General features: G+C 53.6%; 15 protein-coding genes and 2 pseudogenes. 5 read left to right on the top strand and 12 right to left on the bottom strand.

Translation table 11 applies throughout. From position 1 onward, the window contains the following. Positions 1-2: 2 nt before the first annotated feature. Both SFA31_RS04140 and SFA31_RS04135 read right to left on the bottom strand, forming a co-directional pair. Positions 3-1010 (bottom strand): annotated as a pseudogene (locus tag SFA31_RS04140) (LacI family DNA-binding transcriptional regulator); the annotation flags it as partial. 115 nt (positions 1011-1125) lie between these two features. Next, positions 1126-2521: pseudogene (locus SFA31_RS04135) on the bottom strand (MFS transporter). 880 nt (positions 2522-3401) lie between these two features. Between SFA31_RS04135 and SFA31_RS04130 the strand changes: the two are divergent. Continuing rightward, the gene (locus SFA31_RS04130) at positions 3402-5057 is read left to right on the top strand and encodes a methyl-accepting chemotaxis protein (protein ID WP_322836840.1); all 1656 of its coding nucleotides are present in this window, start codon (positions 3402-3404) and stop codon (positions 5055-5057) included. Between the two features lie 221 nt (positions 5058-5278). Here the strand turns inward: SFA31_RS04130 and SFA31_RS04125 are convergent, their stop codons facing one another. Further along, a complete protein-coding gene (locus SFA31_RS04125; RefSeq protein WP_322836839.1) occupies positions 5279-6034 on the bottom strand; it encodes an SDR family NAD(P)-dependent oxidoreductase in 756 nt (251 codons plus the stop codon). A 121-nt stretch (positions 6035-6155) separates the two neighbouring features. Between SFA31_RS04125 and SFA31_RS04120 the strand changes: the two genes are divergently transcribed. The 3 genes from SFA31_RS04120 to SFA31_RS04110 all read left to right on the top strand — a co-directional run bounded on the left by SFA31_RS04120 (position 6156) and on the right by SFA31_RS04110 (position 9727). Beyond that, the gene (locus tag SFA31_RS04120; protein WP_322836838.1) at positions 6156-7055 is read left to right on the top strand and encodes a LysR family transcriptional regulator; all 900 of its coding nucleotides are present in this window, start codon (positions 6156-6158) and stop codon (positions 7053-7055) included. Positions 7056-7114: 59 nt separating this feature from the next. Further along, on the top strand, positions 7115-8146 hold the full coding sequence (gene yhjD, locus SFA31_RS04115; protein ID WP_322836837.1) for an inner membrane protein YhjD: 1032 nt from the start codon (positions 7115-7117) through the stop codon (positions 8144-8146). 258 nt (positions 8147-8404) lie between these two features. Next, a complete protein-coding gene (locus SFA31_RS04110; RefSeq protein WP_322836836.1) occupies positions 8405-9727 on the top strand; it encodes an MFS transporter in 1323 nt (440 codons plus the stop codon). 216 nt (positions 9728-9943) lie between these two features. On the opposite strand, the gene SFA31_RS04105 is transcribed toward SFA31_RS04110, so the two are convergent. After that, positions 9944-11986, bottom strand: coding sequence for an AsmA family protein (locus SFA31_RS04105; RefSeq protein ID WP_322836835.1), 2043 nt, complete (start codon positions 11984-11986; stop codon positions 9944-9946). 245 nt (positions 11987-12231) lie between these two features. Between SFA31_RS04105 and SFA31_RS04100 the strand changes: the two genes are divergently transcribed. After that, positions 12232-13164, top strand: coding sequence for a sugar kinase (locus tag SFA31_RS04100; protein ID WP_322836834.1), 933 nt, complete (start codon positions 12232-12234; stop codon positions 13162-13164). Between the two features lie 269 nt (positions 13165-13433). On the opposite strand, the gene SFA31_RS04095 is transcribed toward SFA31_RS04100, so the two are convergent. From SFA31_RS04095 to dppA, 8 genes are all read right to left on the bottom strand, one after another. After that, positions 13434-14909 (bottom strand): pitrilysin family protein, encoded by a 1476-nt coding sequence (locus tag SFA31_RS04095; protein ID WP_322836833.1) that lies wholly within the window; start codon positions 14907-14909, stop codon positions 13434-13436. Between the two features lie 172 nt (positions 14910-15081). Then, positions 15082-16368, bottom strand: coding sequence for a dicarboxylate/amino acid:cation symporter (locus SFA31_RS04090; protein WP_322836832.1), 1287 nt, complete (start codon positions 16366-16368; stop codon positions 15082-15084). 152 nt (positions 16369-16520) lie between these two features. Next, the gene (locus SFA31_RS04085; protein ID WP_322836831.1) at positions 16521-18044 is read right to left on the bottom strand and encodes an EAL domain-containing protein; all 1524 of its coding nucleotides are present in this window, start codon (positions 18042-18044) and stop codon (positions 16521-16523) included. A gap of 477 nt (positions 18045-18521) precedes the next feature. Beyond that, complete coding sequence (gene dppF / locus SFA31_RS04080) at positions 18522-19550, bottom strand: dipeptide ABC transporter ATP-binding subunit DppF (RefSeq protein WP_322836830.1); 1029 nt, start codon at positions 19548-19550, stop codon at positions 18522-18524. Beyond that, positions 19547-20530 carry a dipeptide ABC transporter ATP-binding protein gene (dppD, locus tag SFA31_RS04075; protein WP_322836829.1) on the bottom strand — a complete coding sequence of 328 codons (984 nt, stop codon included), beginning with the start codon at positions 20528-20530 and terminating at the stop codon, positions 19547-19549. Before dppD ends, dppF begins: the two co-directional genes overlap by 4 nt. 10 nt (positions 20531-20540) lie before the next feature. Beyond that, complete coding sequence (gene dppC, locus SFA31_RS04070) at positions 20541-21449, bottom strand: dipeptide ABC transporter permease DppC (RefSeq protein ID WP_322836828.1); 909 nt, start codon at positions 21447-21449, stop codon at positions 20541-20543. Between the two features lie 10 nt (positions 21450-21459). Continuing rightward, positions 21460-22479 (bottom strand): dipeptide ABC transporter permease DppB, encoded by a 1020-nt coding sequence (dppB, locus tag SFA31_RS04065; RefSeq protein ID WP_322836827.1) that lies wholly within the window; start codon positions 22477-22479, stop codon positions 21460-21462. A gap of 213 nt (positions 22480-22692) precedes the next feature. Continuing rightward, positions 22693-24282: a dipeptide ABC transporter periplasmic-binding protein DppA gene (gene dppA / locus SFA31_RS04060; protein WP_322836826.1), complete on the bottom strand. Its 1590-nt coding sequence runs from the start codon at positions 24280-24282 to the stop codon at positions 22693-22695. Between the last annotated feature and the right edge of the window lie 605 nt (positions 24283-24887).

Genomic DNA, 24887 nt, shown 5'->3' with positions numbered 1-24887 from the left:
CTTCAGCTTTTAGCGCCGCGAGTGCCGCAACCACAGGATTCTCCCGGTTGCAGCTCAAAGGCAAATTCATCGTGACGTACATCGCCATTCCATGTTCTCAGCATCGCTATCGCCGCTTTCGCCATGCGCTCCACCGGCTGACGCACCGCCGTTAATGACGGGACGCTGAAATGCGATGCCTGAGTACCGTTAAAACACACCAGCGCGACATCTTCCGGCACGCGCAGGCCGTGCTCGGACAGCGCGCGAATACAGCCCAATGCCTGTTGTTCATTGGTGGCAAAAAGGGCGCGCGGCAGAGGCCCTTGCAGCATTTGTAGCGCGGCGGCATAGCCACCGGCACGGGTATAATCGGTTGAAAAAACCCATTCATCCTTAACGTTCAGTGCGGCTTCCTGTAATGCACGCCGCCATCCGCACAAACGGTCCAGCGTATTCAACATGGTCAGCGGACCGCAAATCACCGCGATATCCCGATAGCCATGCTCCACTAAATGCCGCGTCGCCTGATAAGCCGCCTGCTGTTCGTTAACCTGAATCGAGCATACGTTTAAAGAGTCCGGTACGTTATCTATCATCACGCAGGGCGTAGCGCTGGCCTGAATTAAATCGAGATGGGGCCGCCTGTCTACGCTGGTGTAAATCAGCCCATCCACCTGACGAAGCAGGAGATTATTAATCAGTTCCCGCTCGCGGTTGCGATCGTCGCCGGCGTCGCCCAGAAGCAGCACTTTTCCATCGGCAAACGCTTCCTGTTGTAAAGCACGCGCCATTGAGGAAATAAAAGGATTAGAGATGTCCGGCACCACCAGCCCATAGGTTTGGGTCGATCCTGATGCCAGGGCACGTGCTATGCCGTTAGGGCGATAACCGGTCTTTTCAATTGCAGCCAGCACTCGCTCCCGCGTAGCTGGTGCCACGGGTCTCGGCCCGTTATTGATAACATAGCTGACTACCGCCACCGATGTGCCGGCTTCGCGCGCGACATCAGTGCGAGTGACGCGCCGTGAGCGGAATTAAGACACTACTTATTACCTGCCTGGCTGATACATAACAAAGAAGGGATTTTTGCTCTTTAGCGTAGCGCGCTACGTCGCAAAAATCCCTCAAACAATCCAAATAACGTTAAACGGCGTCTTCAGGAAGGTTTAGATCGCGCCCGCGCGTTTCCGGAGCGAAGAAGGTAGTTATCAGGCCAATACCGGCCATCAAAGCGAAATAAAGCGCAATTGGCCACCAGTGCCCGGCAAAAGAGAGTAACGCGGCGGCCACAAGCGGCGCGGTGCCGCCGGACAGTATAGACCCCAGCTCCTTCGCGAACGCCATTTTCGTGTAGCGGTTCGTCACGCCGAACAGTTCAACGCCCCAGGCCGCCTGTACGCCGAAAATACCGAGGGACGCCAGCGACATTCCCACCACAATGGTCGAAATCACAATCCACGGCTCGCGCGAATCCAGCAGCATAAATGCAGGGAACGCATAGATTATTAACAGCAGGCAAAACCAGCGATAGGTGATGCGCCTTCCGAAACGATCTGATAACCAACCTGCTAATGGGATCACCGCAAAACCCAGCAGCGATGCGATAAATACCGCGGTCGTTGGCACGGATTTGTCGACCATTAGCACTTTTGCTACATAGCCGATGATAAAACCCTGGGCCAAATAAGACGGTCCGTTTTCACCAATACGCAGCCCCACCATGGTCCAGAAAGCGCGAGTACGGCGCCAGAAGCTGCGGGTATCCCGCTGCTGCTGTGCCAGCCCGCGCTGCATAGCCTCCTGGCGCTGGGCTTCAACAAGGGCTTTCTGGCGCTCAAAGACCGGCGTTTCACGAATATGTCGACGGATAATCAGTGCGGCAAACGCTATCAGACAGCTACAGAGGAACGGAATGCGCCAGCCCCAGCTCATCAGGCTTTCTTTATCCAGTTGTAGCACCAGTAGCCATACCAGCGATGCCAGAAGCGTGCCGCTGTTAGAGCCAAGCGCGATAACGGACGAAACCAGCCCACGACGTTTTACCGGTGCATATTCCCCCAGCATAACGGTACCGCCTGAAAGCTCCGCGCCCGCGCCAAGCCCCTGCGAAAAGCGCAGGATTACCAGGCAGGCCGGCGCCCAAACGCCAATTGTCGCATAGCCGGGAATTAAGCCAATAAGCGTGGTGGAAAGCCCCATTAGCGCTACGGTAATGACCATGACGACTTTGCGCCCATAGCGATCGCCAATGCGGCCAAATAGCAACGCGCCGATAGGACGGGCGATAAACCCGACAGACCAGGCGGCAAAACTAGAAAGCAACGCCATAACCGGCGTTGCTTCCGGAAAAAAAAACATCGCCAAAGATAATACCGGCGGCCAGGCCATACAGCGCAAAGTCTGCATATTCCATTGTCGTCCCAAGCCAGCAGGAGACAGTGGCACGCCAGAATTCTCGTTTCCCTTCCTCGGTAGTCAGACGTTCCTGCGCCGCTTGCGACGCGTTGCCCACCGATTCTGGAGAATTATCGATGCTCATAAGGAGAAGCTCCCTAGTGTTGAACACTACTAAAAAAAATCGAACGCTAATTATCTACACGCGTAGAACACGCTTTTTTATGGCGGATAACTTTATCTACTCGCGTAGAATGCGCAACTTTGATCGCTAAATTATGTGTCCGGGATCACATTGTGATATTCACACGTCACATAAATTGCGGCGCGTATAATGCCTCAGAGATAAGAGAAAATCATATGTTTCCGTATAAAAGTGAGAGTTTCAGCAACCCAGGATGTAAGCGCCGGTGAAACGCCGTTTTTTTGCATAAGGGAAACCAAAGGAATTTTACGCTGCACAATGCGCTAGCGCGTTTTCTGATTACCCCCCCCCTCCCCTGAGCCTGCCGGGCGCACTGTTTACTCCCTGGATAATTCATCGCCGTACCGTTCCCGATAATCGCGACGCGATGAGCCTAAACCCCCACCCTGAATCTTCTGCAGTTATAAATCGGTGAGGTAAAGTAAACCGGTTATAAATAAACCGCTAATGTTTATTTATTACTCATACCCTCGCTTTTCTGTTTAATTTTTATGCTCAATTAAGATGATAAAAATAAATACGGCATTGGTTTTGCTCTCTCCGCGCAAAATTGGAAAAAGCGATCAATAAAAACAAATTGATTGTCATAACCTAATAAAGTCAAATTAATCGATCGGTTTAAACAATTAATTATTTATCATTTCGTGCCGAAGTAATTTTGTCTATGAATTGTAATTACGCTGTTTAAACGCGCAGTTATGAACTTTTAATTCACGCATTTTTAACATACATAACTATCAGCGTCAGATGAAATATTAAGAACAGCGCTGACTATAATTTCTTCATTTTTCTTTCAGGGAAAAGACTTAAAGGCGGGTAAATGAGAATTTCCAATATGCGAGTAGGCATGCGTCTGGCGTATGCCTTTTCTATTATATTAGTAATAATGATTATAATGAGCAGCAGCGTTTTTCTGTTCACCCAAAAAATACAGACCAACGTAGATGAAATACTCAGCCAATATCTGGTAAAAGAAAGGCTGGTCGAGGAATGGACCGAGCTGCTTTACCAGTCCAGCGGTAAATCAACCTCTGCTATCACCACTAACGATGCCGAGTTGCGAAAAAATCTTTTAGCGGCTGTAAAGCAGATTGGCGTTAGGGTCAGTGAGATACAGTCAACCGTCACCCCCATGATTCACCTTGGAGCCGGGAAACAATATTTAGCCAATATCGACTCTGCCCGAGCTAATTATTACGCCAAACTGAAACAAGGCATGGCTATTGCGGACAGCGGTGAATATGAGAAAGCAAATGACTTTGTGCAGGCGGAATTTCTTCCGGCAACCAATGAATATTGTCGCGCATTAACACAACTGCTTAATTTCCAAAAAGGGTTGATTGATGATGCCCACGAAAAATTGAATGCGTCGACGTATAAAATCATATTCACTATGCTGATTTTAAGTCTGGCGGGCATTGTATTCAGCGCACTCACGGCCTGGTTTGTTACAGGTACTATTACACATCCATTAAAGAAAACGGTCACTTTGATAGAAAGTATCGCGAATGGTGACCTGACGGCTGATATCGATCACAATTCAAAAGATGAAATCGGTTTATTAATCACCGCTATCCGCACTATGGTAGCTAAAATCGGTACCACCCTACATAAAGTCAGAACCGGTGCGACTCATATCGCACGGGCGGCAAATGAAATTGATAGCGGAAACCAGGATTTATCTTCACGCACGGAAGAGCAGGCCGCTGCGTTGCAGCAAACTGCCGCCAGCATGGAAGAAATTAAAATTACCGTCAGACAAAATGCCGATAACGCCGGTCAGGAAAACGATCTGGCACAAAATGCCCGGCTTCTGGCGCTGGAAGGCGGAAAGGCCGCAGAGTCAACGCGCGTTATTATGAACGCTATCCAGGAAAGCTCGCGCGCTATTTCTGAAATCAACAGCGTTATTACCAGCATTGCCAGCCAGACCAATATTCTGGCGCTTAATGCCGCCGTTGAAGCTGCCCGGGCGGGCGAGCAGGGCCGTGGGTTCGCTGTGGTCGCCGGCGAGGTTCGTAATCTGGCCCAGCGCAGTTCTTCTGCAGCCCAGGAAATTCGCAGCCTTATAGAAGAAACGACGGCCAAAGTCGCCAGCGGCGCCAATTTGGTGATGGAAACTAACCGCAAGATTGAGAACACCATCGATTCCGTTACCAAAGTGTCCGATTTAATGGAAGAAATTAAAACCGCCGCTGAAGAGCAAAATATTGGTATTGCCCAGATTTCTCAGGCGATTACCGAGATGGATACCGTCACTCAGCAAAATGCCGCGCTGGTCGAAGAGGCCGCCGCCGGGTCTTCCAACCTGAACGAACAGGCGAAACAATTATCCGGTGAAGTTGAGTTCTTTAAAATCCAGGCGGCAAAAGACGGTGTAAGCTTGTCGGCTCCGTTAGCCGAAGCACGCATAAGCGCGCCGGTTAATGCGCGGGTGAATTTATCAGCGCGGGAAGATAGCTGGGAATCCTTTTAAACGTTTTCATCAGAGATTCAGGTTCTGATGGCATTGCGCCAGTGCATACACGGCGGCGGAAAATCCGCCGCCGCTACCGGGCGTGTAGTGCGGAGAAAGGTACGCCTTGCGGCTTTTCTCCGTTTTCTGCGGTCCCCGCCCCGGACGGGCGGGGACAACAGGTTCACCGGCAACACCGCGAAACGGTATATGGCCGGATTAGCATCACCGGCTGGCACCGCTTATAAGAACATACCGCCGGACACCTCAACGCGCTGCGCATTCATCCACGCAAGCTCATCGCTCAGTAAAGCGGCTATCGCATCGCCAATATCATCCGGCTGCCCAACGCGCCCCAGCGCAGTTTGCGCTGCAATATGCCCGGCAATATGCGCATTATCTCTCACTTCACCGTCGCCAAAATCGGTGGCAATCGCGCCCGGCGCAATACAATTCGCCGTAATTTTACGCTCACTCAACTCCTTCGCCAGATAGCGGGTGAACACTTCAACGGCACCTTTCATTGCGGCATAGGCCGCTTTTCCCGGTAATGCAAAGCGCGTCAGGCCGCTGGAAACATTCAGAATTCGTCCACCATCCTCAATCAGCGGCAACAGCGTCTGGGTTAAGAAAAACGGCCCTTTAAGATGAATATTCACCATCTCATCAAACTGTGTTTCGCTGGTGTGCGCAATTAGCGTGTTCATGCCCGTACCGGCATTATTGAGCAAATAGTCAAAACGTTCACGCTGCCACGTCGCACGTAATAGGCGCGCAACGTCCTGCGCAAATGCCGGAAAGCTCGCACAATCAGAAACATCTAACCGAAGGGACACCGCTCGCGCGCCGCGCTTAGCCACTTCACGTACAACTTCCTCAGCCTCTCGTTGGCCGTGGCGCCAGGTGAAAATAACGTCTATGCCCCGCTCTGCCAGTTTCAGTACGGCATTTTTCCCCAATCCGCGGCTACCGCCGGTAACTAATACGATTCGTTGCATCGTCCTTTACCTCATTTCAAACAGTGTGAATATGACAATCAGCGTAATTGACGCCATCAAAATAATAAATACGCTAAAATACGCTTCATTAACTCGTTTATAACAACAATCACGCGTAAAGATGGATAAAATTCATGCAATGCGGCTTTTTGTTCGGGTCGCAGAAATGGCCAGTTTTACCCAGGCGGCACATACGTTGGGGCTACCTCGCGGCAGCGTATCACGCCAAATTCAGGCGCTGGAAAACACCGTGGGGACGCGGCTGCTGCATCGCACAACGCGGCGGGTTCAGCTCACGCAGGATGGGATTGTTTACTATGAGCGCTGTCGCGATCTGCTGGCAAACCTTGAGGAGCTTGACGGATTATTTTCACGCAGCGCGGCAAATTTGAGCGGCCGCCTGCGCGTTGATATGCCGGTCGGGCTGGCGAAAAATGTCATCATCCCCCGGCTGCCAGAATTTTTACAGCAGCATCCCGGTATAGAGCTGGAACTGAGCAGTAGCGATCGGTTGGTTGACGTAATTCAGGAGGGTTTCGACTGTGTGATACGCGTCGGTCAGCTTAAGGATTCCGGCCTGGTAGCCCGCAGGCTGGGCCAGTTAAGCATCATCAACTGCGCCAGCCCGGATTATCTCGCCCGCTTCGGTTATCCAGAAAGGCCCGATTGCCTGGCCTCGCACGCCGTGGTCCACTATGCAACAATACTGGGCGCACGCCCGGCAGGTTTTGAAATCTGTGAAAATAGTGAAACACGCTGGGTACAGACCGGCGGTATGCTGACCGTGAACAGCACAGAGACCTACTACGCCGCCTGTATCGCAGGGTTGGGCATCATCCAGGTTCCGCGCGTCGGGGTGCGCGATGCGTTACGCAATGGCACGCTGGTGGAGATTTTGCCCCAGTACCGCGCGGCACCGATGCCGGTTTCACTCATCTGGCCACACCGCCGAAACCTGTCACGCCGCGTCCACGCGTTTATGGAGTGGTTGAATATCGTACTGCAAGGCTATGTGGATTAGCATCGCAGCCATATTTTTCCTATGATCAGACTGACATTGTCTAAAGGATTACGGAGCTAATGGGTAACTCTGAGCATACAAAACGCCCCACGCGGGATCTCGATTATACGCCGGTTGTGCCGTTGAACGCACAGGAAGAGGCCAATGCTACGCCCGAAGACCAGGTGCTTAATGGCACGCTGGAAAACGTGAATAACACGGTAAAACGCATTGAGCGCAATCCTATTGTGGCGCATATGCTGCGCGCCGCCGAACGTTTTAACGACAGAATGGGCAATCAGTTTGGCGCAGCAATTACCTATTTTTCTTTTTTATCACTGATCCCCATGCTGATGGTGAGCTTTGCCGCAGGCGGTTATATCCTGGCTGCGCATCCCACCCTGCTAAAAGATATTTTCGAGAAAATTCTGGAGAACGTGAGCGATCCGACGCTTGCGCAAACGCTCAAAAGTACGATCAATACTGCGGTTCAACAGCGTACTACCGTGGGGCTGGTCGGTCTGCTTATTGCGCTTTATTCCGGGGTTAACTGGATGGGGAACCTGCGAGAAGCGGTACGCGCGCAGTCGCGCGACGTCTGGGAGCGCACGCCGCAGGATAAAGAGAAATTCTGGCTGAAATACCTGCGCGATTTGATATCGCTCATTGGCCTGCTGATTGCGCTTATCGTCACGCTGTCGATTACTTCCGCCGCCGGCTCCGCGCAGGAGACCATTATCAACCTGCTGCACCTTGGCGCCATTGAATGGCTGAAACCCGCCTGGCAGCTTATCGGGCTGGCCATCTCGATTTTTGCCAACTATCTATTATTTTTCTGGATATTCTGGCGTCTTCCGCGTCACCGGCCGCGTAAAAAAGCGCTGGCGCGCGGCACGCTGCTGGCCGCGATTGGCTTTGAGATTATTAAAATTATTATGACCTGGACGCTCCCGTCGCTGGTAAAATCCCCTTCGGGTGCGGCGTTTGGTTCTGTTCTCGGGCTGATGGCGTTTTTCTATTTCTTTGCGCGCCTGACGCTATTCTGCGCCGCGTGGATAGCCACCGCTGAATATAAAGACGATAAACCTATTCCGGGGCGTCGCCCTCACTAAACCTCAGGCGCCGGCCGGCCCGGCGCTCCTTTCCAGCACACAACGCCATGCATTAACTTTTATTTAACCTATTTCTGGTTTAATTATCTGTCTGGTGAAGAATCTCTGGGTTTATATGCACGCCAATCCCAACGCATAACTATTATTCGCTTTTTGCCGATTTCTTGCACAAAACCCTCGCTGGCAGTGCGTTGAAATGGCGCTTTTGCTGTGCGTAATATGGACTTTCGTTCCGCAAAAATAAAAAGAATGGTTTATATGCAAGCATCTATCGCCACGGCCCCCAACCCTGCGTCCACCGCGCCGGTGAATTCACGCGGGAAGGTGGTCATCGCCTCGTTAATCGGCACCGCTATCGAATTCTTTGACTTCTATATTTACGCTACTGCCGCCGTCATCGTCTTTCCACATATTTTCTTCCCGCAGGGCGATGCCGCCGCCGCGACGCTGCAGTCGCTGGCAACCTTTGCCATCGCGTTTGTCGCCCGCCCTATCGGCTCCGCGCTATTCGGTCACTTCGGTGACCGAGTTGGACGCAAAGCGACGCTGGTTGCCTCCCTGTTGACGATGGGGCTTTCTACCGTCGTTATTGGCCTGCTACCGGGCTATCAAAGTATTGGGATTATGGCACCCGCGCTGCTGGCGCTGGCGCGCTTCGGGCAAGGGCTTGGGCTGGGCGGCGAATGGGGAGGCGCGGCGCTGCTGGCGACGGAAAACGCGCCGGCGCATAAGCGAGCGCTGTACGGTTCCTTCCCTCAGCTCGGCGCACCTATTGGCTTTTTCTTTGCTAACGCAACCTTTCTACTGCTGTCCTGGCTACTAACGGACCAGCAATTTATGGACTGGGGCTGGCGCATTCCGTTTATTTTTTCTGCGGTGCTGGTGTTGATTGGGCTGTATGTTCGCGTCTCGCTACACGAATCGCCGGTATTCGCTAAAGCCGCGCAGGAAGGGAAACGGGTTAAGATTCCGCTCGGTACTTTATTGACAAAACACCTGCGGGCCACGCTGCTGGGCACATTTATTATGCTCGCCACTTACACACTGTTTTACATTACTACCGTCTATTCGATGAGCTATAGCACTTCACTGCCGCCTGCCGGGCTGGGGCTGCCGCGCAATAGCGTGCTGTGGATGCTGATGATCGCCGTTATCGGTTTTGGCGTGATGGTGCCGGTGGCCGGAATGCTGGCCGACCGCGTTGGTCGGCGTAGCAGTATGATAGCCATTACTCTGCTGATTCTGGCTTTTGCCACATTCCTGTTCGAGCCACTGCTCGGTTCGGGCAGCATCTCCGGGATGTTAGCGTTTTTGCTTATCGGGCTGAGCCTGATGGGGCTGACCTTCGGCCCGATGGGCGCGCTGCTTCCGGAGCTATTTCCGACGGAGGTGCGCTATACCGGCGCTTCATTCTCTTATAATTTGGCATCGATTCTCGGCGCATCTGTCGCACCGTGGATAGCCGCGTGGCTGCAGACGCATTACGGTTTGTTCTGGGTGGGCATCTATTTGGCCGCAATGGCCACGCTAACTCTGATAGCCCTGCTATGCACGCGTGAAACGCGCCATCAGTCACTGTAATACACTATTTCCGCCCCTGTATCCGCCCCATTCGGCCAGATAAGCGGCTAAGTTTAGGCGGTTGCTGCCCGACGCAGACGCGCCAATAAAAGCGTGACAGCAACGGGGGCAACAAAAACAGGAACATTAAATCACTTTCCTCAGGAGGTGGTTTAGGAATGACAATGAAGAGGCGAAACGCCCGCCCTGAGAGGGCGAGCGTATTCTATACCACGCTTAATGTTTCATTTGAGACAGGATATTCCGGCACTGGTTGCTATCCCCCTCAGAGGGGGAGATGAGCGCCAGCAGTGCGGCGGCAGGTGTTACCAGCGCGCCGAGCGCGGCAGCCACGGCGCCGCGAGCGATAAGCGGGCCAGGCTTAACGCCCGCGCTGGGATTTTTAAAGGTGCCACGCACATACAGCGGCGAACGCAGCGTGATAATACGCAGCCCTTTACTCTCTGGATCGATGGTTAAATCCAGTTGCTCACTGCCAAAATTTGCGTTTCCGGTCACATTAATCAGCGCATTCTCGGTATCAAAGGCGAAAATCTGCGGCCGGGCCAACCCGTTGCGCATATCGATATTTACCCCGGCGCAGTTCACCTGAACCTCATCATCACCAAAAATTTGGCCAACGATGTAATTACCGACATTTAGCCCCAAAATTTCCATCAGATTGCGGCTGATTAAACCGTTATTCATCAGTAATTTCAGATTGCCGTCACTGGAGCCCAGCAGCGCCGCCACTGAATTACCGGTGCCGCGTATATCCGCATCGCCGTTCAGTTCCCCCAGCGTTTTTTGCATTGATTGCACATTGGGCATGAGCTGCTTTAACTGCAAACGCCGGGCGTTAAGCTCAACGCGCCCCTGCATCGGCTTTTTATCCCCTTCCAGCCGTACATGAGCATCGATGCTGCCGCCTGCCAGCCCAAAACGCAGCGGCGTCAGGCGCAAATCGCCCTTGTTCAGAATAAGGTGGGTATCGAGATCGCTAATTGGCAGGGAACTACCATGCTCAATGCGACGGCCTTTAAAACGCACATCGGCATCCATCACATCCCACTTATCCGTCTCAAAGCGATCGTAAGGCAGTACTTTACCCAGCGGCTGAGAGGTATTGGTGCGCTGGCTTTTTTTGCTCTGGTTGCCCTTGCCAGAATCGACGCCAATCAACGGCCCGAGATCCGCCAGCCGTAACTGCCGGGACAGCAACTCGCCCTGCAGCATGGGGCGGGGCTTCGTCTGGCTATATTTCAGCGATCCGTGAATATCGCTGTCGCCAATCCGCCCGTTAAAATCTCGATACCGGAACACGTTGCCTTTGTTTTCATCTAACCGCGCCGTGAGATGGCCATCGGTTTCAAACGGCGGCGTATCCGGCAATAAAACGCCGGTGAGATCGTAAAGATCGCCCAGCGAATCGCCAGAAAAACGCAGTCGGAGATCGGCGCCCCCGAGCGTCAAGGGATGAATTATCGTTCCATTAAACGCGACGCGCGTTGCGCCTGAGCGTACATCAGCCTGTACGGGAAAAGGCGTGTCGTCGCTGCGCAGCGCCAACATACCGCCGATTTTTCCGCTACCGGAAATCGGTTCGCCTTTATAGCGGCCTTTTACCTTTAACCCGAATACATAGTCGCCGACTTTCTGGCCTTTTTTTGCATTAGTGCCGGTTAGCTGGCTAAAAGGCAGCGGTTTACCGAGGGGGTCGACCAGGATCTCCATTACCGCCCGGCTTACCCGATCGTCGATAGCGATACGCCCGCGATCGAACAGGACTTTATCCAGCCGGAATGACCATGCGGAAGGCTCACTTTCTTTTGTTTTATCACCATCGCCTATCTTGAAGGTCCAGTTATCTTTATGCTCCGCCAGCCGGGTCAGATGAATATCCGGACGCTCCAGTTTTATCCAGGGAAGCCAAACGGTTTTACCCAGCAGCGCGGGCGGCGAGAGGGTCGCCTCTACGCGCGGTAAATGCACCATATTGTCGCCGGGGATATTCGGCGGGTTGCCCAGCACAATATCCTGAGCCGTAACGTGCGGCCAGGGAACCCAGCGTCGCCAGCCGGTTTCCTGCGGGTTGCGCGCCCAGGCCACGCGCAAATCACCGCGAATAGCAAACGGCCTGTGCAGCTCCGTGGACACTTTTTCATTGATGGTCGGCTTGAGACGGTTCCAGTCAAACGTGGCGACAAATATCACCACGCCGACAATAAGAAGCGCTACAACCCCGAAAGTAATACCGATAGCTTTACCCGTTCTCGTCATCTTCGCCCTGCTTCCTGTCGATGGCCTAAGCCATAAAGATAGCTGAGGACCGCATAAAACGGATCGCTTAACGCGCGATTGGCTTCTCGTGCGATACAAATACCGCCGCTTACCGGGCGAAAATATCGCTAGTTCGCACAGCAAAATCCATGCGATCTTTATCAAAACGCCGTTTTAAAAATATTGACGCTGTACCCACAGCGCAAGACACTACCCGTACTTTCTGCCGAATTCGGATAGTCACTATGCCCACGCCCAAAATCGCCGTCATTGGCGAATGTATGATCGAAATGTCAGAAAAAGCGTCGCACGTCAGCCGAGGGTTTGGCGGCGATACACTGAATACTGCCGTCTACATTGCTCGCCTGGTCGATGCGCAGGCGCTCGCGGTACATTACGTTACCGCGCTCGGAGAAGATAATTTCAGCCAGCAAATGCTGGAAGCCTGGCAGCAGGAAAAGGTACACACCGAGCTGGTGCAGCGTATGCCTGACCGGCTGCCAGGGCTGTATTATATTCAGACGGACGAGCGCGGAGAGCGATCGTTTCTTTACTGGCGCAGCGAAGCGGCGGCCCGCTACTGGCTAACGGGCGCTGAAGCCGCCGGGATAACCACGCAGCTGGAAGGTTTTGATTATCTTTATCTCAGCGGGATTAGTCTCGCTATTCTGCCGCCGGAGAGCCGGGAGCGGCTGTTTACGCTGCTGGAAGCCTGCCGCCGTCGCGGCGGCAAAATCATTTTTGATAATAATTACCGGCCTCGCTTGTGGAGCAATCGACAGGAAACTCAGCGGGTTTACCGGCGTATGCTGGCCTGCACGGATATCGCCTTTTTAACCCTGGACGATGAAGACGCGCTGTGGGGTCCCGGTTTGCCGGATGAGGTTATCGCACGGACTCACGCCGCCGGGGTGCAGGAAGTGATAATAAAACGCGGTGCGGAAAGCTGCCTGGTGGCACGGCAGGCAGAGCCACCGCTCACCGTTCCGGCAATTACGCTTCCTAAAGAGCGCGTGGTAGACACCACCGCCGCAGGCGATTCATTTAGCGCAGGCTATCTCTCCGTGCGCCTGACCGGAGGAACACCGCAGGCCGCCGCAGAGTGTGGACACAGAACGGCCAGCGCTGTCATTCAGCACCGCGGCGCGATTATTCCCCGCGAACTGATGCCGAAATAGGCAAAAAGAGGTTCAAGAATAGGGCAGGTCTCTGGAAAACCCGCCCTGTTGATTGAGATACCGTAGTGAAAACACCACTCGCGCTAGCGCCCGCTTTGCAGGAATGCATCCAGCAGGATTAGGGCCTCTGGCTAGGTATTTGCTCAGCGCAACAGGGCGCTCTGCTGGTCAGAATACCGGCTTGAAACCGGCTAAATGCGCTAGCGCCCGCTTTGCGCCACTGCTATATGGCCGCGTCCGGCGCTGACCACACAGCAGAAAAGGGGGGTTTAATGCGACACCGGCCCGCTAGCCTCGCCGCGCGTTTCCGGCTTATCTGCTACCGGAGACTGCGCCGGCGCCATAATTTTATTCCACGTATTTTGCAACTCACCCATCGCAAACTCTGGCTCTCCCTGAGGCTGTAACAAAATGAGCGCCATATCCTGAGCGAGTAGCTGATGTAAATCACTGTTGATGGCGTCCGGCGTAGCACCTTGCAAAAAGCGCTGGCGCAGCTGCTGATATTGCTCCGGCGCGATATCTACCACGTGATTTTGCAGCGCTCGCAGGCGCTGCCCCATTAATATGCCGGTATTGGTGCGGGCATAGGTGGCGAAAAGGGTTTCCAGTTCCTGTTTCTTCTGCGCGATCAGCGTATCCAGCTCCGCCTTCGGCAGCCCTTCTTCACGCAGCGCGCGCAGATTGTGCGCCACCAGCGCCAAATGGTTATTCAGCTTGCCGTTTGGCGTATCGAGGTTAATGCTGCACTGAGCGCGCTGGAACAGTACGTGGCAGTCAAAACTAAGCTGTAAATCGCGGATATTATTCTTTGCCAGACTTTGCTGAACGTGTAAGAACAGCGCTTCACGCGCTAAATCCGCCCGCCAGTATTGCAATAACGTATTAGCGTTTCTGATAGGCTGCCACGCCTGATCCCACATAATGGTCAGCCTGTCTTCCTGCACGGCGCGCGTCATAATAGTCACAGGCTCACGTCGCAGCGGCGATACCGTCGGCACCGGCGCCGGCATCTGCCGTTTTCCGTCAAGCTCGCCAAACTGCTTTTCAATTTGCTCTATCATGCTGCGGGCATCAACGTTACCCACCACTAATAGCGTCATCGCATCCGGGGTGTACCATTTTTGATACCAGTTTTTCAGGCTTTCCGCCTCAACCGGCTGCTGTACATCCGCTGAGGGATCGTGCCCCAGCAGCGTCGACCCTTTAAGCCGATATCGCCACCAGCCGTCGCGCGGATTATCCGGCCACGTGGTTATCGCATTCCGCTGCGCCAGCGCGCTGTCGACATTTTTCTGTGAAATATCCAGCTTGCCAGCGGTATTCGCCAGCCAGCCTAGCGCCTCTTTGAGTAGGTCATTGCGATTGTTCGGCAGACTTAACGCGTACTGCGTCACGTTATAGGTTACCGTCGCGGGCGATTGCGGATAACCGGGGTCCGTGGCCTGCTGCCAAAGGTTAACGGTATCCGTATCAGGGTTTTGCGTTAAAGCGAAATGAGGAATGAAACGGCTGTAGCCCGCTTGCTGCGCGCTCTCTTCCAGCGAACCGGTGTTAACCACCAGCCGGACTTCGATGCGGTCGTTAGGGCGATGCGGCGTAGAGAGCATCTGCCAGCGTAACCCATTATCTAGCGTACCCTGCTGCCAGGCGGGATCGGGTTTTAACGCTTCAGCCTGTGTCTGAGCTGCGAAGGCCGCCAGAAAAAATCCCCCCGCCAAAAGCGCCAATGTTTTGCCCTGCATGTCTACCCCTGATCAACATTCCTGGTAATAAAGAAAAGCGCGGCGCGCCCCCGCTGCAATGCTTTCCTTTGGACCACCGGTTACTAAAAACATCGCATCATAATGCGAAATAAAAACCAATTATGCGCAGGTGCCCACGGCCAGGGCAAGCGACCGTGGGAAAATGAGGGAATCAGGAAGGTATTTCACCGGCTTTTACATCACCAGGATTATTATTTAAGGCTGCTTTCAGCTGCGTTTCATCCAATTCCTTAACCCACTTCGCGACAAAAATAGTGGCTACCCCGTTACCTACCAGGTTAGTCAAGGCGCGCGCTTCAGACATAAACCGATCGATGCCTAAAATGAGCGCCAGCCCCGCCACGGGGAGGTGGCCTACCGCCGATAGCGTCGCCGCCAATACGATAAAACCACTGCCCGTCACGCCTGCCGCGCCTTTAGACGATAGCAACAGCACCACCAGCAATGTTATCTGATGCACAATATCCATATGACTATTTGTCGCCTGCGCAATAAAAACGGCAGCCATGGTCAGATAAATAGAGGTGCCATCAAGGTTAAATGAGTATCCCGTAGGAATCACCAGACCCACAACGGATTTTCGACAGCCCAGCCTTTCCATTTTATCAAGCATACGCGGTAACACTGACTCTGAAGATGAGGTGCCGAGAACAATCAGCAGTTCTTCTTTGATATAGCGAATAAATTTAAAGATATTGAAACCCGTTGCGCGTGCGATAGCGCCCAATACCACCACCACGAATAAAACACAGGTCAAATAAAAGCAGAGTATTAGCTGCCCAAGCTGCACCAGCGAGCCAACGCCGTACTTGCCGATAGTAAACGCCATGGCACCAAAGGCACCCAGCGGAGCCAGGCGCATAATCATATTGATGATGCCAAAAATAACTGTTGAGAAGCTCTCAATAACATTAAAAATCAGCAGGCCTTTATCGCCCAGCCGGTGCAGCGCGAACCCAAACAGCACCGCAAATAACAGAACCTGTAAAATATTGCCGCTGGCGAAGGCACCAATCACGCTAGCCGGGATCGCATCCAGCAGAAAAGCGACCACGCCCTGTTGCTGCGCCTGCTGAGCGTAAGCCGCGACCGCATTCGCATCCAGCGCCGCAGGGTCAACGTTCATTCCCGCTCCGGGCTGGACCACATTGACAATAATCAGGCCAATAATTAACGCAATCGTGCTAACGATTTCAAAATAGAGCAGCGCAACCGCGCCGGTCCTTCCCACGGCTTTCATACTCTCCATGCCGGCTATGCCGGTAACAACGGTACAAAAAATAACCGGCGCAATAATCATTTTGATGAGTTTGACGAAGCCATCGCCAAGGGGCTTCATTTGAGCGCCCAGATCCGGCCAAAAATGGCCCAGCGCGACGCCGAGGGCGATTGCCACCAGCACCTGAAAATAGAGGCTTTTGTAGAGGGCTGTTTTCATAGGGTGTCCTTTGGCTAAGTGAGCTAAGGCGTACATATCGCCGCGCGGCGCTCAAAATAACACCCTCAAATCCTGACACCTATGATTATGCTGCGAAAATGAAACGGGAAGGTTAATAAATTAGAACTGAAACGCTTCGTATACCGTTTATTTTACAATCGCACACTGTCTGATGCGGACAAATAACGCTCGGCGAAAAGCGCAGGCGGCAGAGCCGCATCAAATAAAAAACCCTGCCCAATATGCGCCCCCGCCTGGCATAACCATTCCCGCTGGGTCTGGGTTTCGATGCCTTCCGCCACAACCTCAAGCCCCAGCCTGCGAGCCAGGGTCAAAATCACACTGGCCATACTGTCATCGACCGGCAGAGGATCGATAAAGGCTTTATCGATTTTCAGGATATCCATTGGCACCGCACGCATGCGATAAAGCTGATGCAGGCTGGCATAGCCTTTGCCGAAATCATCCAGCGCAATGCGCACGCCCGCCTGGTGTAAAGGGCGCAAAATGTTTAGCGCCAATTGCCCTTCATCCAGCGGACGGCTTTCTGTGATTTCCAGAGTTAGCGAGCCGGCGGAAAGGCGATATCGGGAAAGCATCTCTAACAATACCGGCGCCAGTTCCGGATGCAGCAGCTGCAAAGCGGATAAATTTACGCTCAGGGTTAACGCAATGCCCCGACGCTGCCATTCGGCCAAGGTGCGGCAGGCCTCTTCAAGGATCCAGTTCACCACGGGCACCATTAACCCACAGCGTTCAATGCGCTCAATAAGGCCGTCCGGTAACGCCCAGTCGCCGCTCACCTGCCGCTGGCGCAGCAGTGCTTCAGCTCCGGTTACTTTACCGGTGCGTAAATCGACCTGCGGCTGTAGCCAAAGCGCAAAATCGCCGCGCTCCAGAGACCTTGCAATCTCGCGCTCCTCCTGCAACCGCCGTTCGGCCAGCGCTCTCTGGGCGGATGGAACGCAGGCGGACGTACTGTTTAAGCGTTGCCAGGCACGGTTATAGTGACGAATTAAGATGCCTATCTCATCGTCCTTATGCAGACGTGAGACGCTGAGCGGCTGTTCTACCGCGGCCTGGGGTTCCAGCGCCTCTATTTCACGGATGATTCTGCGCAGCGGATGCACCATCAGGCGATTCACGCACCAACTGATCGCCACCGTTAACACCAGCGCCATCAATAGCCACGTGGTTACCAGCGTGGAAATAGTGCTAACCACATATTTATACATGCGCCATGAGTCGGCCTGTAATACCAGATACGCCAGCGGCTGAGGGTTTGCAGGGCGCTCCAGCGAATAAAGCGGTAGCGTAATTTGTACCGGGATCTCAAATAATCGCGCCATCAGCACGGGCACCGGCCGCTCCGACATAAAACTGACGCGTAGCGCCTGAAACTGGTTAGGCAGCACCACGTCGGCACGGCTAATCACGCCGCCGGGCTGAATGCTTTTAAGAATGGCTTCCGCCTGGGGGATGTCCGCTTTTAAAATCGCGGTTGATAAGGGGTTGCGCACCGAACGCGCCACGCTTTCCATTTGCATTGCGGTGAAATAGCGATTCTGCTGCACAAAATGGAAAAGCTGGATAACGATAAAAACAAAAATAAATGCCACGCATACCGCCGCGACCATCGCCATTTGTTTAATCGTTAAAGATCGCCTTACTCGCAAAACCGCTCTCCGCCGAATGGTGTATAGAAAATATCTTGTCGGATGGAAGCAGAGTATACTTCATTTCATGAGGTAACAGATTCGGAATTTCCCATCAACGCTTCAGGATTTCCCCGAATTATACGGATATTCTCCTTCAGATATCGCTCCGGCAATTCTCTTCCAAAACCGTGCTCAAATTGATACGCACACCCCTGTAAAGGTACGGAAATTTTCATTGATTACTCAACGGCGCGGCGCAGTGCCTTTTAATGAAACGCCTGGCCACAGAACGTGGGAAACCTGAAACAGCCGGTGATAGCAAGTGGGGAATTTACGCCTGCGTTAATCTCGCGCGTCAAAGAATACGCGGCGCTGGCTGGCGCACCGGCACAGTCTGCCCCACTCATCATATTAAGTCGTTAGCCGCCCGAATCCAGTAATTATCGGGCGGCTAACTGATACCTGTTATCTCCCCACGCGCCGCTTAGCGAGCGCTTACGGCTGCACCAGCACGTACGGTATCTCTCTTCCTTCTTCCAGGTCCACGGCAAAGCAGGCGGCCTGCTGCCCTTCCCCGCATGGGTTAAGCCGCGGTGTTACCTGCGTGCAGGGTTCAAACCGTCGCCAACAGCGGGCGCTAAAGGCGCATCCCGGCGGTGGGTTCAGCGGGCTGGGCAATTCGCCGGTGAGCTTGATACGCTCACGCCTCGCCTCGGGGTTCAAGCGCGGCGTCGCAGACAGTAGCGCCTGCGTGTAGGGATGGCGCGGACTGGAAAATATCTGCGCCTTCGGCCCTTTCTCAACGCAGCTTCCCAGGTACATCACCATCACATCATCGGCGATGTGTTCCACAACGGAAAGATCGTGAGAGATAAATACGTATGACAGCCCCATTTCCTGCTGCAAATCCATCATCAGGTTCAGCACCTGGGCCCGCACGGAAACATCCAGAGCCGAGACCGGTTCGTCGGCAATGACCACGTCCGGATCGAGCATTAATCCGCGCGCTATCGCAATGCGCTGGCGCTGACCGCCTGAGAACATATGCGGGTAGCGATCGTAATGCTCGGTCTTTAACCCCACTTTCGCCATCATAGCCAGCGCTTTCTCACGCCGGGCCGCCGCGTTAAGGCGCGTATTAATCAATAACGGCTCCTCCAGAATTTGCCCAACTTTTTTACGCGGGTTTAAAGACGCATAAGGGTTCTGGAATACGATTTGGATCTTCTGGCGGCGCAGCTTTTGCGCCTGAGGATCGTGTTTCAGTAGATCCTGCCCGTGCCAGTACAACTCGCCGGCGGTAGGCGTTTCAATCATCGTCAACAAACGTCCCAGCGTTGATTTTCCACACCCGGACTCCCCAACGACGGCCAGCGTTTTACCCCGCTCCAGCGTAAAAGAGACGCCATCCAGCGCTTTTACCTGTCGCTCTTCCCCAAACAGCCCCTTTTTCACCGCATAGTGCTTTTTTAAATCTATTGCCTGCAGCAGCGGCTGCGCGGCGGCATCCTGTACCTGGCTCATCGCGTCGGCCTCCCGGCATCATCAAGCGGATAATGGCATTTTGACTGGCGCCCGCCGCTTAGCGTCACCAGTTCCGGCTCCTGCATACGACAGGTGTCCGTAGCATACGGGCAGCGTGGATTTAGCAAGCAGCCGTGCGGACGGTCATATTTCCCCGGCACCACGCCCGGCAATGACGTCAGGCGCGCTTTATCCGAAGAGAACTCCGGCAGCGCCCGCAGCAAGGCCTGGGTGTAAGGGTGGCGCGGCGCCCGGAAGATATCCCGCGCCTCGCCGGTTTCCACGACCTGCCCGGCATACATAACGATGATTTTTTGTGCGGCTTCCGCCACCAGCGCCAAATCATGCGTAATCAAGATTAGCGCCATGTTTTCCTGGCGCTGTAGTGCCAGCAAAAGCTCAATAATTTGCGCCTGAATGGTCACATCAAGCGCGGTGGTCGGCTCATCGGCAATCAGCAGTTTCGGGCGACAGGCAATCGCCATGGCAATCATTACGCGCTGGCTCATCCCCCCGGAAAGCTGATGAGGATAAATATCCAGCCGGGATGACGGATCGGGAATACCTACCTGAGTCAGCAGGTCGATAGCCCGCTGGCGGCGCGTCTGTCGGCTGCCTCCCTGGTGGACTTTGATAGCTTCCATAATTTGAAAGCCGACCGTGTAGCACGGGTTCAGGCTGGTCATCGGGTCCTGGAAAATCATCGCCACTTCGGCACCGACTAAATTGCGCCGCTCCTGCGCGGAAATGCGCTGAAGATCCTGCTGGTTGAAGATCATCTTCTGCGCCATGACGCGTCCGGGATAATCTATCAGCCCCATAATCGCCAGCGAACTCACGGATTTCCCTGAACCTGACTCGCCGACAATCCCAACGACCTGCCCCTGCTCTACGGAATAACTTATGCGGTCAACCGCGCGAAACGGCGCCTCTTTTTCACCAAAGTGCACCGACAACGACTCTATTTCTAATAACGCCATCGCAAACCTCTTACTGCTTGAGTTTGGGATCGAGCGCGTCACGCAAACCGTCGCCCATTAAATTAAACGCCAGTACCGTTAGCAGGATGGCAACCCCAGGAAAAGTGACCACCCACCAGGCGCTTTGCGCAAACTGCAGAACGTCTGACAGCATCGTGCCCCATTCCGGCGTTGGCGGCTGCGCCCCCATGCCGAGGAAACCGAGCGCCGCCATGTCCAGAATGGCGTTAGAGAACCCCAGCGAGGCCTGAACAATGAGCGGTGCCAGGCAATTAGGCAGAATATTGATAAACATCTGGCGCAGCGCGCCGGCACCCGCGACGCGGGAGGCGATAACATAATCCCGATGAATTTCCACCAGCACCGCCGCTCGCGTCAGGCGCACGTAATGCGGCAGAGCGACAAATGTCAGCGCCAGCGAGGCATTGACGATAGACGGGCCAAAAATAGCCACTAACACCAGCGCCAACAGCAGGCTCGGCAGCGCCAGCATAATATCGACGACGCGCATAATCAGCGTATCCACAATTCCGCCGAAATAACCCGCAATCAGGCCAAGTATCACGCCCATAACCAGCGATAAAGCCACCACCAGGCACCCAACCAGCAGCGATAGCCGCGCGCCGTACATCAGACGCGATAAAATATCGCGCCCTACGTCATCGGTACCCAGCACAAACTGCCAGCTTCCGCCTGCATGCCACACCGGCGGCATCAGCAGCGTGTCCCGAAATTGATCTGATGGATTATGGGGCGCGATAGCGCTTGCGAACGCCGCTATCAGGATCATCAGCACAACGTAGGTCAGCCCTAACACCGCGCCTTTATTGCGCCGAAAGTAATGCCAAAACTCACGCATCGGCGTCATTGGCGCCGGTGCCTTTACCGCTATTTCTGTCGGTTCCACGATGTGCGCCATGGGGCCCCCATTATTTGTGATGCCGGATACGCGGGTTCACCACGCCATAAAGTAAATCGACCAGTAGATTTACCAGGATGATAAGAGTTGCAACCAGTAGGACTCCGCCCTGTACCACGGGATAGTCCCGGCGCTGCAAAGCTTCAATTAGCCAGCGCCCCAGCCCCGGCCAGGAGAAGATAGTTTCGGTCAGAATCGCGCCTGCCAGCAGCGTGCCTACCTGCAAACCAATGACGGTGACTACCGGTAACATCGCATTGCGCAATGCATGAACCACAATGACGCGCATCCGCGTTAACCCTTTAGCGCGCGCGGTGCGAATATAGTCTTCCCCGAGGACTTCCAGCATGGCGGAACGCGTCATACGCACAATGACCGCCAGCGGGATGGTACCGAGTACAATGGCCGGAAGTAATATATGCCCTGCCGCATCGATAAAGTCGCCCTGCTCGCCCCAAATCGCGGTGTCTATCAACATAAAGCCGGTGAGCGGCAGCGTATCATCTAAAAATACGGTATCGCTGATGCGCCCGGAGACCGGCGTCAGGTTAAGCTGCACCGACACCAGCATGATGAGCATCATGCCCCACCAGAAAATGGGCATGGAATAGCCGGTCAGCGCCAGCCCAACCGCCGTATGGTCGAAAATAGAGCCTCGCTTTACCGCCGCCATAACGCCCACGGGAATGCCGACGGCGATGGCAAACAGCATGCCGCAGACGCCCAGCTCCAGCGTGGCTTTAAAACGCGGCACGAATTCTTCCCACACCGGTAGGCGGCTTTTAAGCGATATGCCTAAATCACCGTGTAGCACGCCCCAAATATAATTGAGATATTGCTGCCATAAGGGTTTGTTCAGCCCCATTGCCGCCAGTAGCTGAGCGTGGCGCTCGGGAGACATGCCCCGCTCGCCCGCCATAATCATTACCGGGTCGCCGGGGATCATATGTACGAAGGCAAAAGTTAGTAGCGTAATACCGATAAACGTCGGAATGACGACGCCCAACCGCCGAAGGATAAACTGCAACATATCCCACACTCTCTGTCTTATCCCGCCGTTTCGCCGCTGCGCCAAAAGTTGGATATAACGACGCTGGCACCAATTCCGCAATTGCGGAGCAGAGCATCAGAGAGGTCATTCCGGGTTGTGGCGAACGGTTGATAGTTACCGGCGGGAAGTTATGGCTCTGTTGCGCCCGCCGGATGCAGGCGGGCGCGCTTTCCTTTACGTGAACTGCCAGGATTATTCGAGCGATACATTCTCAAAATTATGTTTGCCCAGCGGGTCCACAATGTAGCCTTTCACCTCTTTACGCACCGGCTCATACACCGTGGAATGCGCGATGATGATTGCAGGCACCTGGTCGTGCATGACGACCTGCGCCTGTTTATAAAGCTCGATACGCTTATTGTGATCTTCACTGGCGCGCGCGGGCTGGATCAGATCTTCAAACGGTTTATAGCACCAGCGTGAATAGTTGGAGCCTTCTTTCGCCGCCGCGCAGCTAAATAGCGTCGCGAAGAAGTTATCCGGATCGCCATTATCGCCGGTCCATCCCATCATCACCGTCTGATGCTCGCCGTCTTTCGCGCGTTTGAGATACTCGCCCCATTCATAGGAGACAATTTTCGCCTTCACGCCGATTTTCGCCCAGTCCGACTGAATTATCTCAGCCATACGGCGCGCATTCGGGTTATACGGACGCTGAACCGGCATAGCCCACAGATCGATAGCGAATCCCTGCGCCATTCCTGCCTCTTTCAGCAGTTGCTTAGCTTTCTCCGGATCGTAGGGATAATCTTTAATCTCGTCGTTATAGGACCACATTGTCGGCGGGATCAGGTTCTTCGCCGCCTGACCGGCGCCCTGATAAACCGCTTTAATAATGGCATCTTTATTTACCGCATAGGCCAGCGCCTGGCGCACCTTGACATTATCCAGCGGTTTCTTTTCCACGTTAAAAGCGAGATAGCCCGCGTTCAGCCCCGGCTGTTCCATAACGGTGATATTTTTATCTTTCTTCATGCCGGCAATGTCCGCAGGGTTAGGATACGGCATGACCTGACACTCATTCTTTTGCAGTTTTGCATAACGCACGGAGGCATCCGGCGTGATGGAAAACACCAGCCGGTCGATTTTTGGCTTCTCACCCCAGTAACCGTCGAACGCTTTGTACAGAATACGTGAATCTTTCTGGTACTTAACGAGCTGGAACGGGCCGGTACCAATAGGATTTAAATCGACTTTTTCAGGCGTGCCGGCTTTGAGCATATTATCGGCATACTCTTTAGAGAGAATTGACGCAAAGTCCATCGCCAAATCCGCCAGGAACGGGGCTTCCGGGCGTGTGAGCGTTATCTGAACGGTGTTATCGTCCACTTTTTTCACATCTTTAATCAGCGCGGGAAAGCCCATTCCCTCAAAATACTCATAGTTCCCGCCGGAAACGTCGTGATACGGGTTCTTTTTGTCGCGCTGACGATCGAAGGTAAATACCACGTCATCGGCGTTGAAATCGCGATTGGTATGCCACTTAACCCCTTTACGCAGGTGAAAGGTATACGTTTTCCCGTCTTCACTCACATCCCATTTTTCCGCCAGGCCGGGAATAACTTCAGTGGTGCCTAATTTGAATTGCACCAGGCGGTTATAAACGGGCACCGAACTGGCATCGTAGGTGGTACCGGAGGTGAATAGCTGGGGGTTGAAGCCTTCTGGCGAGCCTTCAGAACAGTAAACCAACGTTTTGGCCTGCACGCCGGCGGCAACGGAAAGCGCCGCCAGGCTTAGAGCAAGCTTTACAATCCCTGATGGTTTGAAGGAAATCATCATTATTCTGCTCCAGTGTGTGATGTGTTATCGAAAGCGCGGGCTTTTTTATTGTGTATCCGGCCCATCGGCTGCGCCCTGAAGCGCAGTAGAAGCAGTAAAGTAGCGCAGGAATGGCATCCTCCTGCGCGGCCCTTTCATTGCTTCGCTCTACAATCTGTCAACCGGGAGAGAAAAGGTCAATATTGTTAATAATATTTTGCTGAATTTGTGATTATAGGTAAATAAAATTTAAAAAAGAGGATACAAAAAATGCCGGAACAGAAATTTATGCTATACAAGATAGCCCAGCATAATCCTCTGGTAATTACGTAGAAGTTACGATAAACGTTGGTTAATCGATTGCGCTTTTTTTAGACACTCGAGTACGTATTAAGGCTTCTCTCAAACGGATATTTGTACAGGCTGAGGTAAGCCACAAAGAAAATGATGTACACCGGCAAAGCAGCGCCGTTTATCCGAGAGAATAAAGCAATAAGAGGCAGTAATGAATGCTACTTACTCTATGCAAATTATGTTCGCGGGGAAGATATCTAGCGCTGCGCTTTATTTCACCGAGTTCCTTTACGCACCACCGTCACTATTTACTTTCGCTGCGCCCGCTTATT

The sequence above is a fragment of the Erwinia sp. HR93 genome (genome assembly GCF_034555055.1).
Classification (GTDB): Bacteria; Pseudomonadota; Gammaproteobacteria; order Enterobacterales; family Enterobacteriaceae; genus Apirhabdus; species Apirhabdus apintestini.
The sequence above is the reverse complement of the archived record's forward strand: the minus strand, read 5'-3'. Positions and strand labels throughout refer to the sequence as shown.

Excerpts from the sequence above, each read along its gene's own strand:
- SFA31_RS04090 (WP_322836832.1), bottom strand. The coding sequence starts at position 16,368 with ATGAAAACAGCCCTCTACAAAAGCCTCTATTTTCAGGTGCTGGTGGCA.
- yhjD (WP_322836837.1), top strand. The coding sequence starts at position 7,115 with ATGGGTAACTCTGAGCATACAAAACGCCCCACGCGGGATCTCGATTAT.
- SFA31_RS04125 (WP_322836839.1), bottom strand. The coding sequence starts at position 6,034 with ATGCAACGAATCGTATTAGTTACCGGCGGTAGCCGCGGATTGGGGAAA.
- dppA (WP_322836826.1), bottom strand. The coding sequence starts at position 24,282 with ATGATGATTTCCTTCAAACCATCAGGGATTGTAAAGCTTGCTCTAAGC.
- dppD (WP_322836829.1), bottom strand. The coding sequence starts at position 20,530 with ATGGCGTTATTAGAAATAGAGTCGTTGTCGGTGCACTTTGGTGAAAAA.
- dppB (WP_322836827.1), bottom strand. The coding sequence starts at position 22,479 with ATGTTGCAGTTTATCCTTCGGCGGTTGGGCGTCGTCATTCCGACGTTT.
- SFA31_RS04095 (WP_322836833.1), bottom strand. The coding sequence starts at position 14,909 with ATGCAGGGCAAAACATTGGCGCTTTTGGCGGGGGGATTTTTTCTGGCG.
- dppF (WP_322836830.1), bottom strand. The coding sequence starts at position 19,550 with ATGAGCCAGGTACAGGATGCCGCCGCGCAGCCGCTGCTGCAGGCAATA.
- SFA31_RS04100 (WP_322836834.1), top strand. The coding sequence starts at position 12,232 with ATGCCCACGCCCAAAATCGCCGTCATTGGCGAATGTATGATCGAAATG.
- SFA31_RS04130 (WP_322836840.1), top strand. The coding sequence starts at position 3,402 with ATGAGAATTTCCAATATGCGAGTAGGCATGCGTCTGGCGTATGCCTTT.
- SFA31_RS04110 (WP_322836836.1), top strand. The coding sequence starts at position 8,405 with ATGCAAGCATCTATCGCCACGGCCCCCAACCCTGCGTCCACCGCGCCG.
- SFA31_RS04120 (WP_322836838.1), top strand. The coding sequence starts at position 6,156 with ATGGATAAAATTCATGCAATGCGGCTTTTTGTTCGGGTCGCAGAAATG.
- SFA31_RS04105 (WP_322836835.1), bottom strand. The coding sequence starts at position 11,986 with ATGACGAGAACGGGTAAAGCTATCGGTATTACTTTCGGGGTTGTAGCG.
- dppC (WP_322836828.1), bottom strand. The coding sequence starts at position 21,449 with ATGGCGCACATCGTGGAACCGACAGAAATAGCGGTAAAGGCACCGGCG.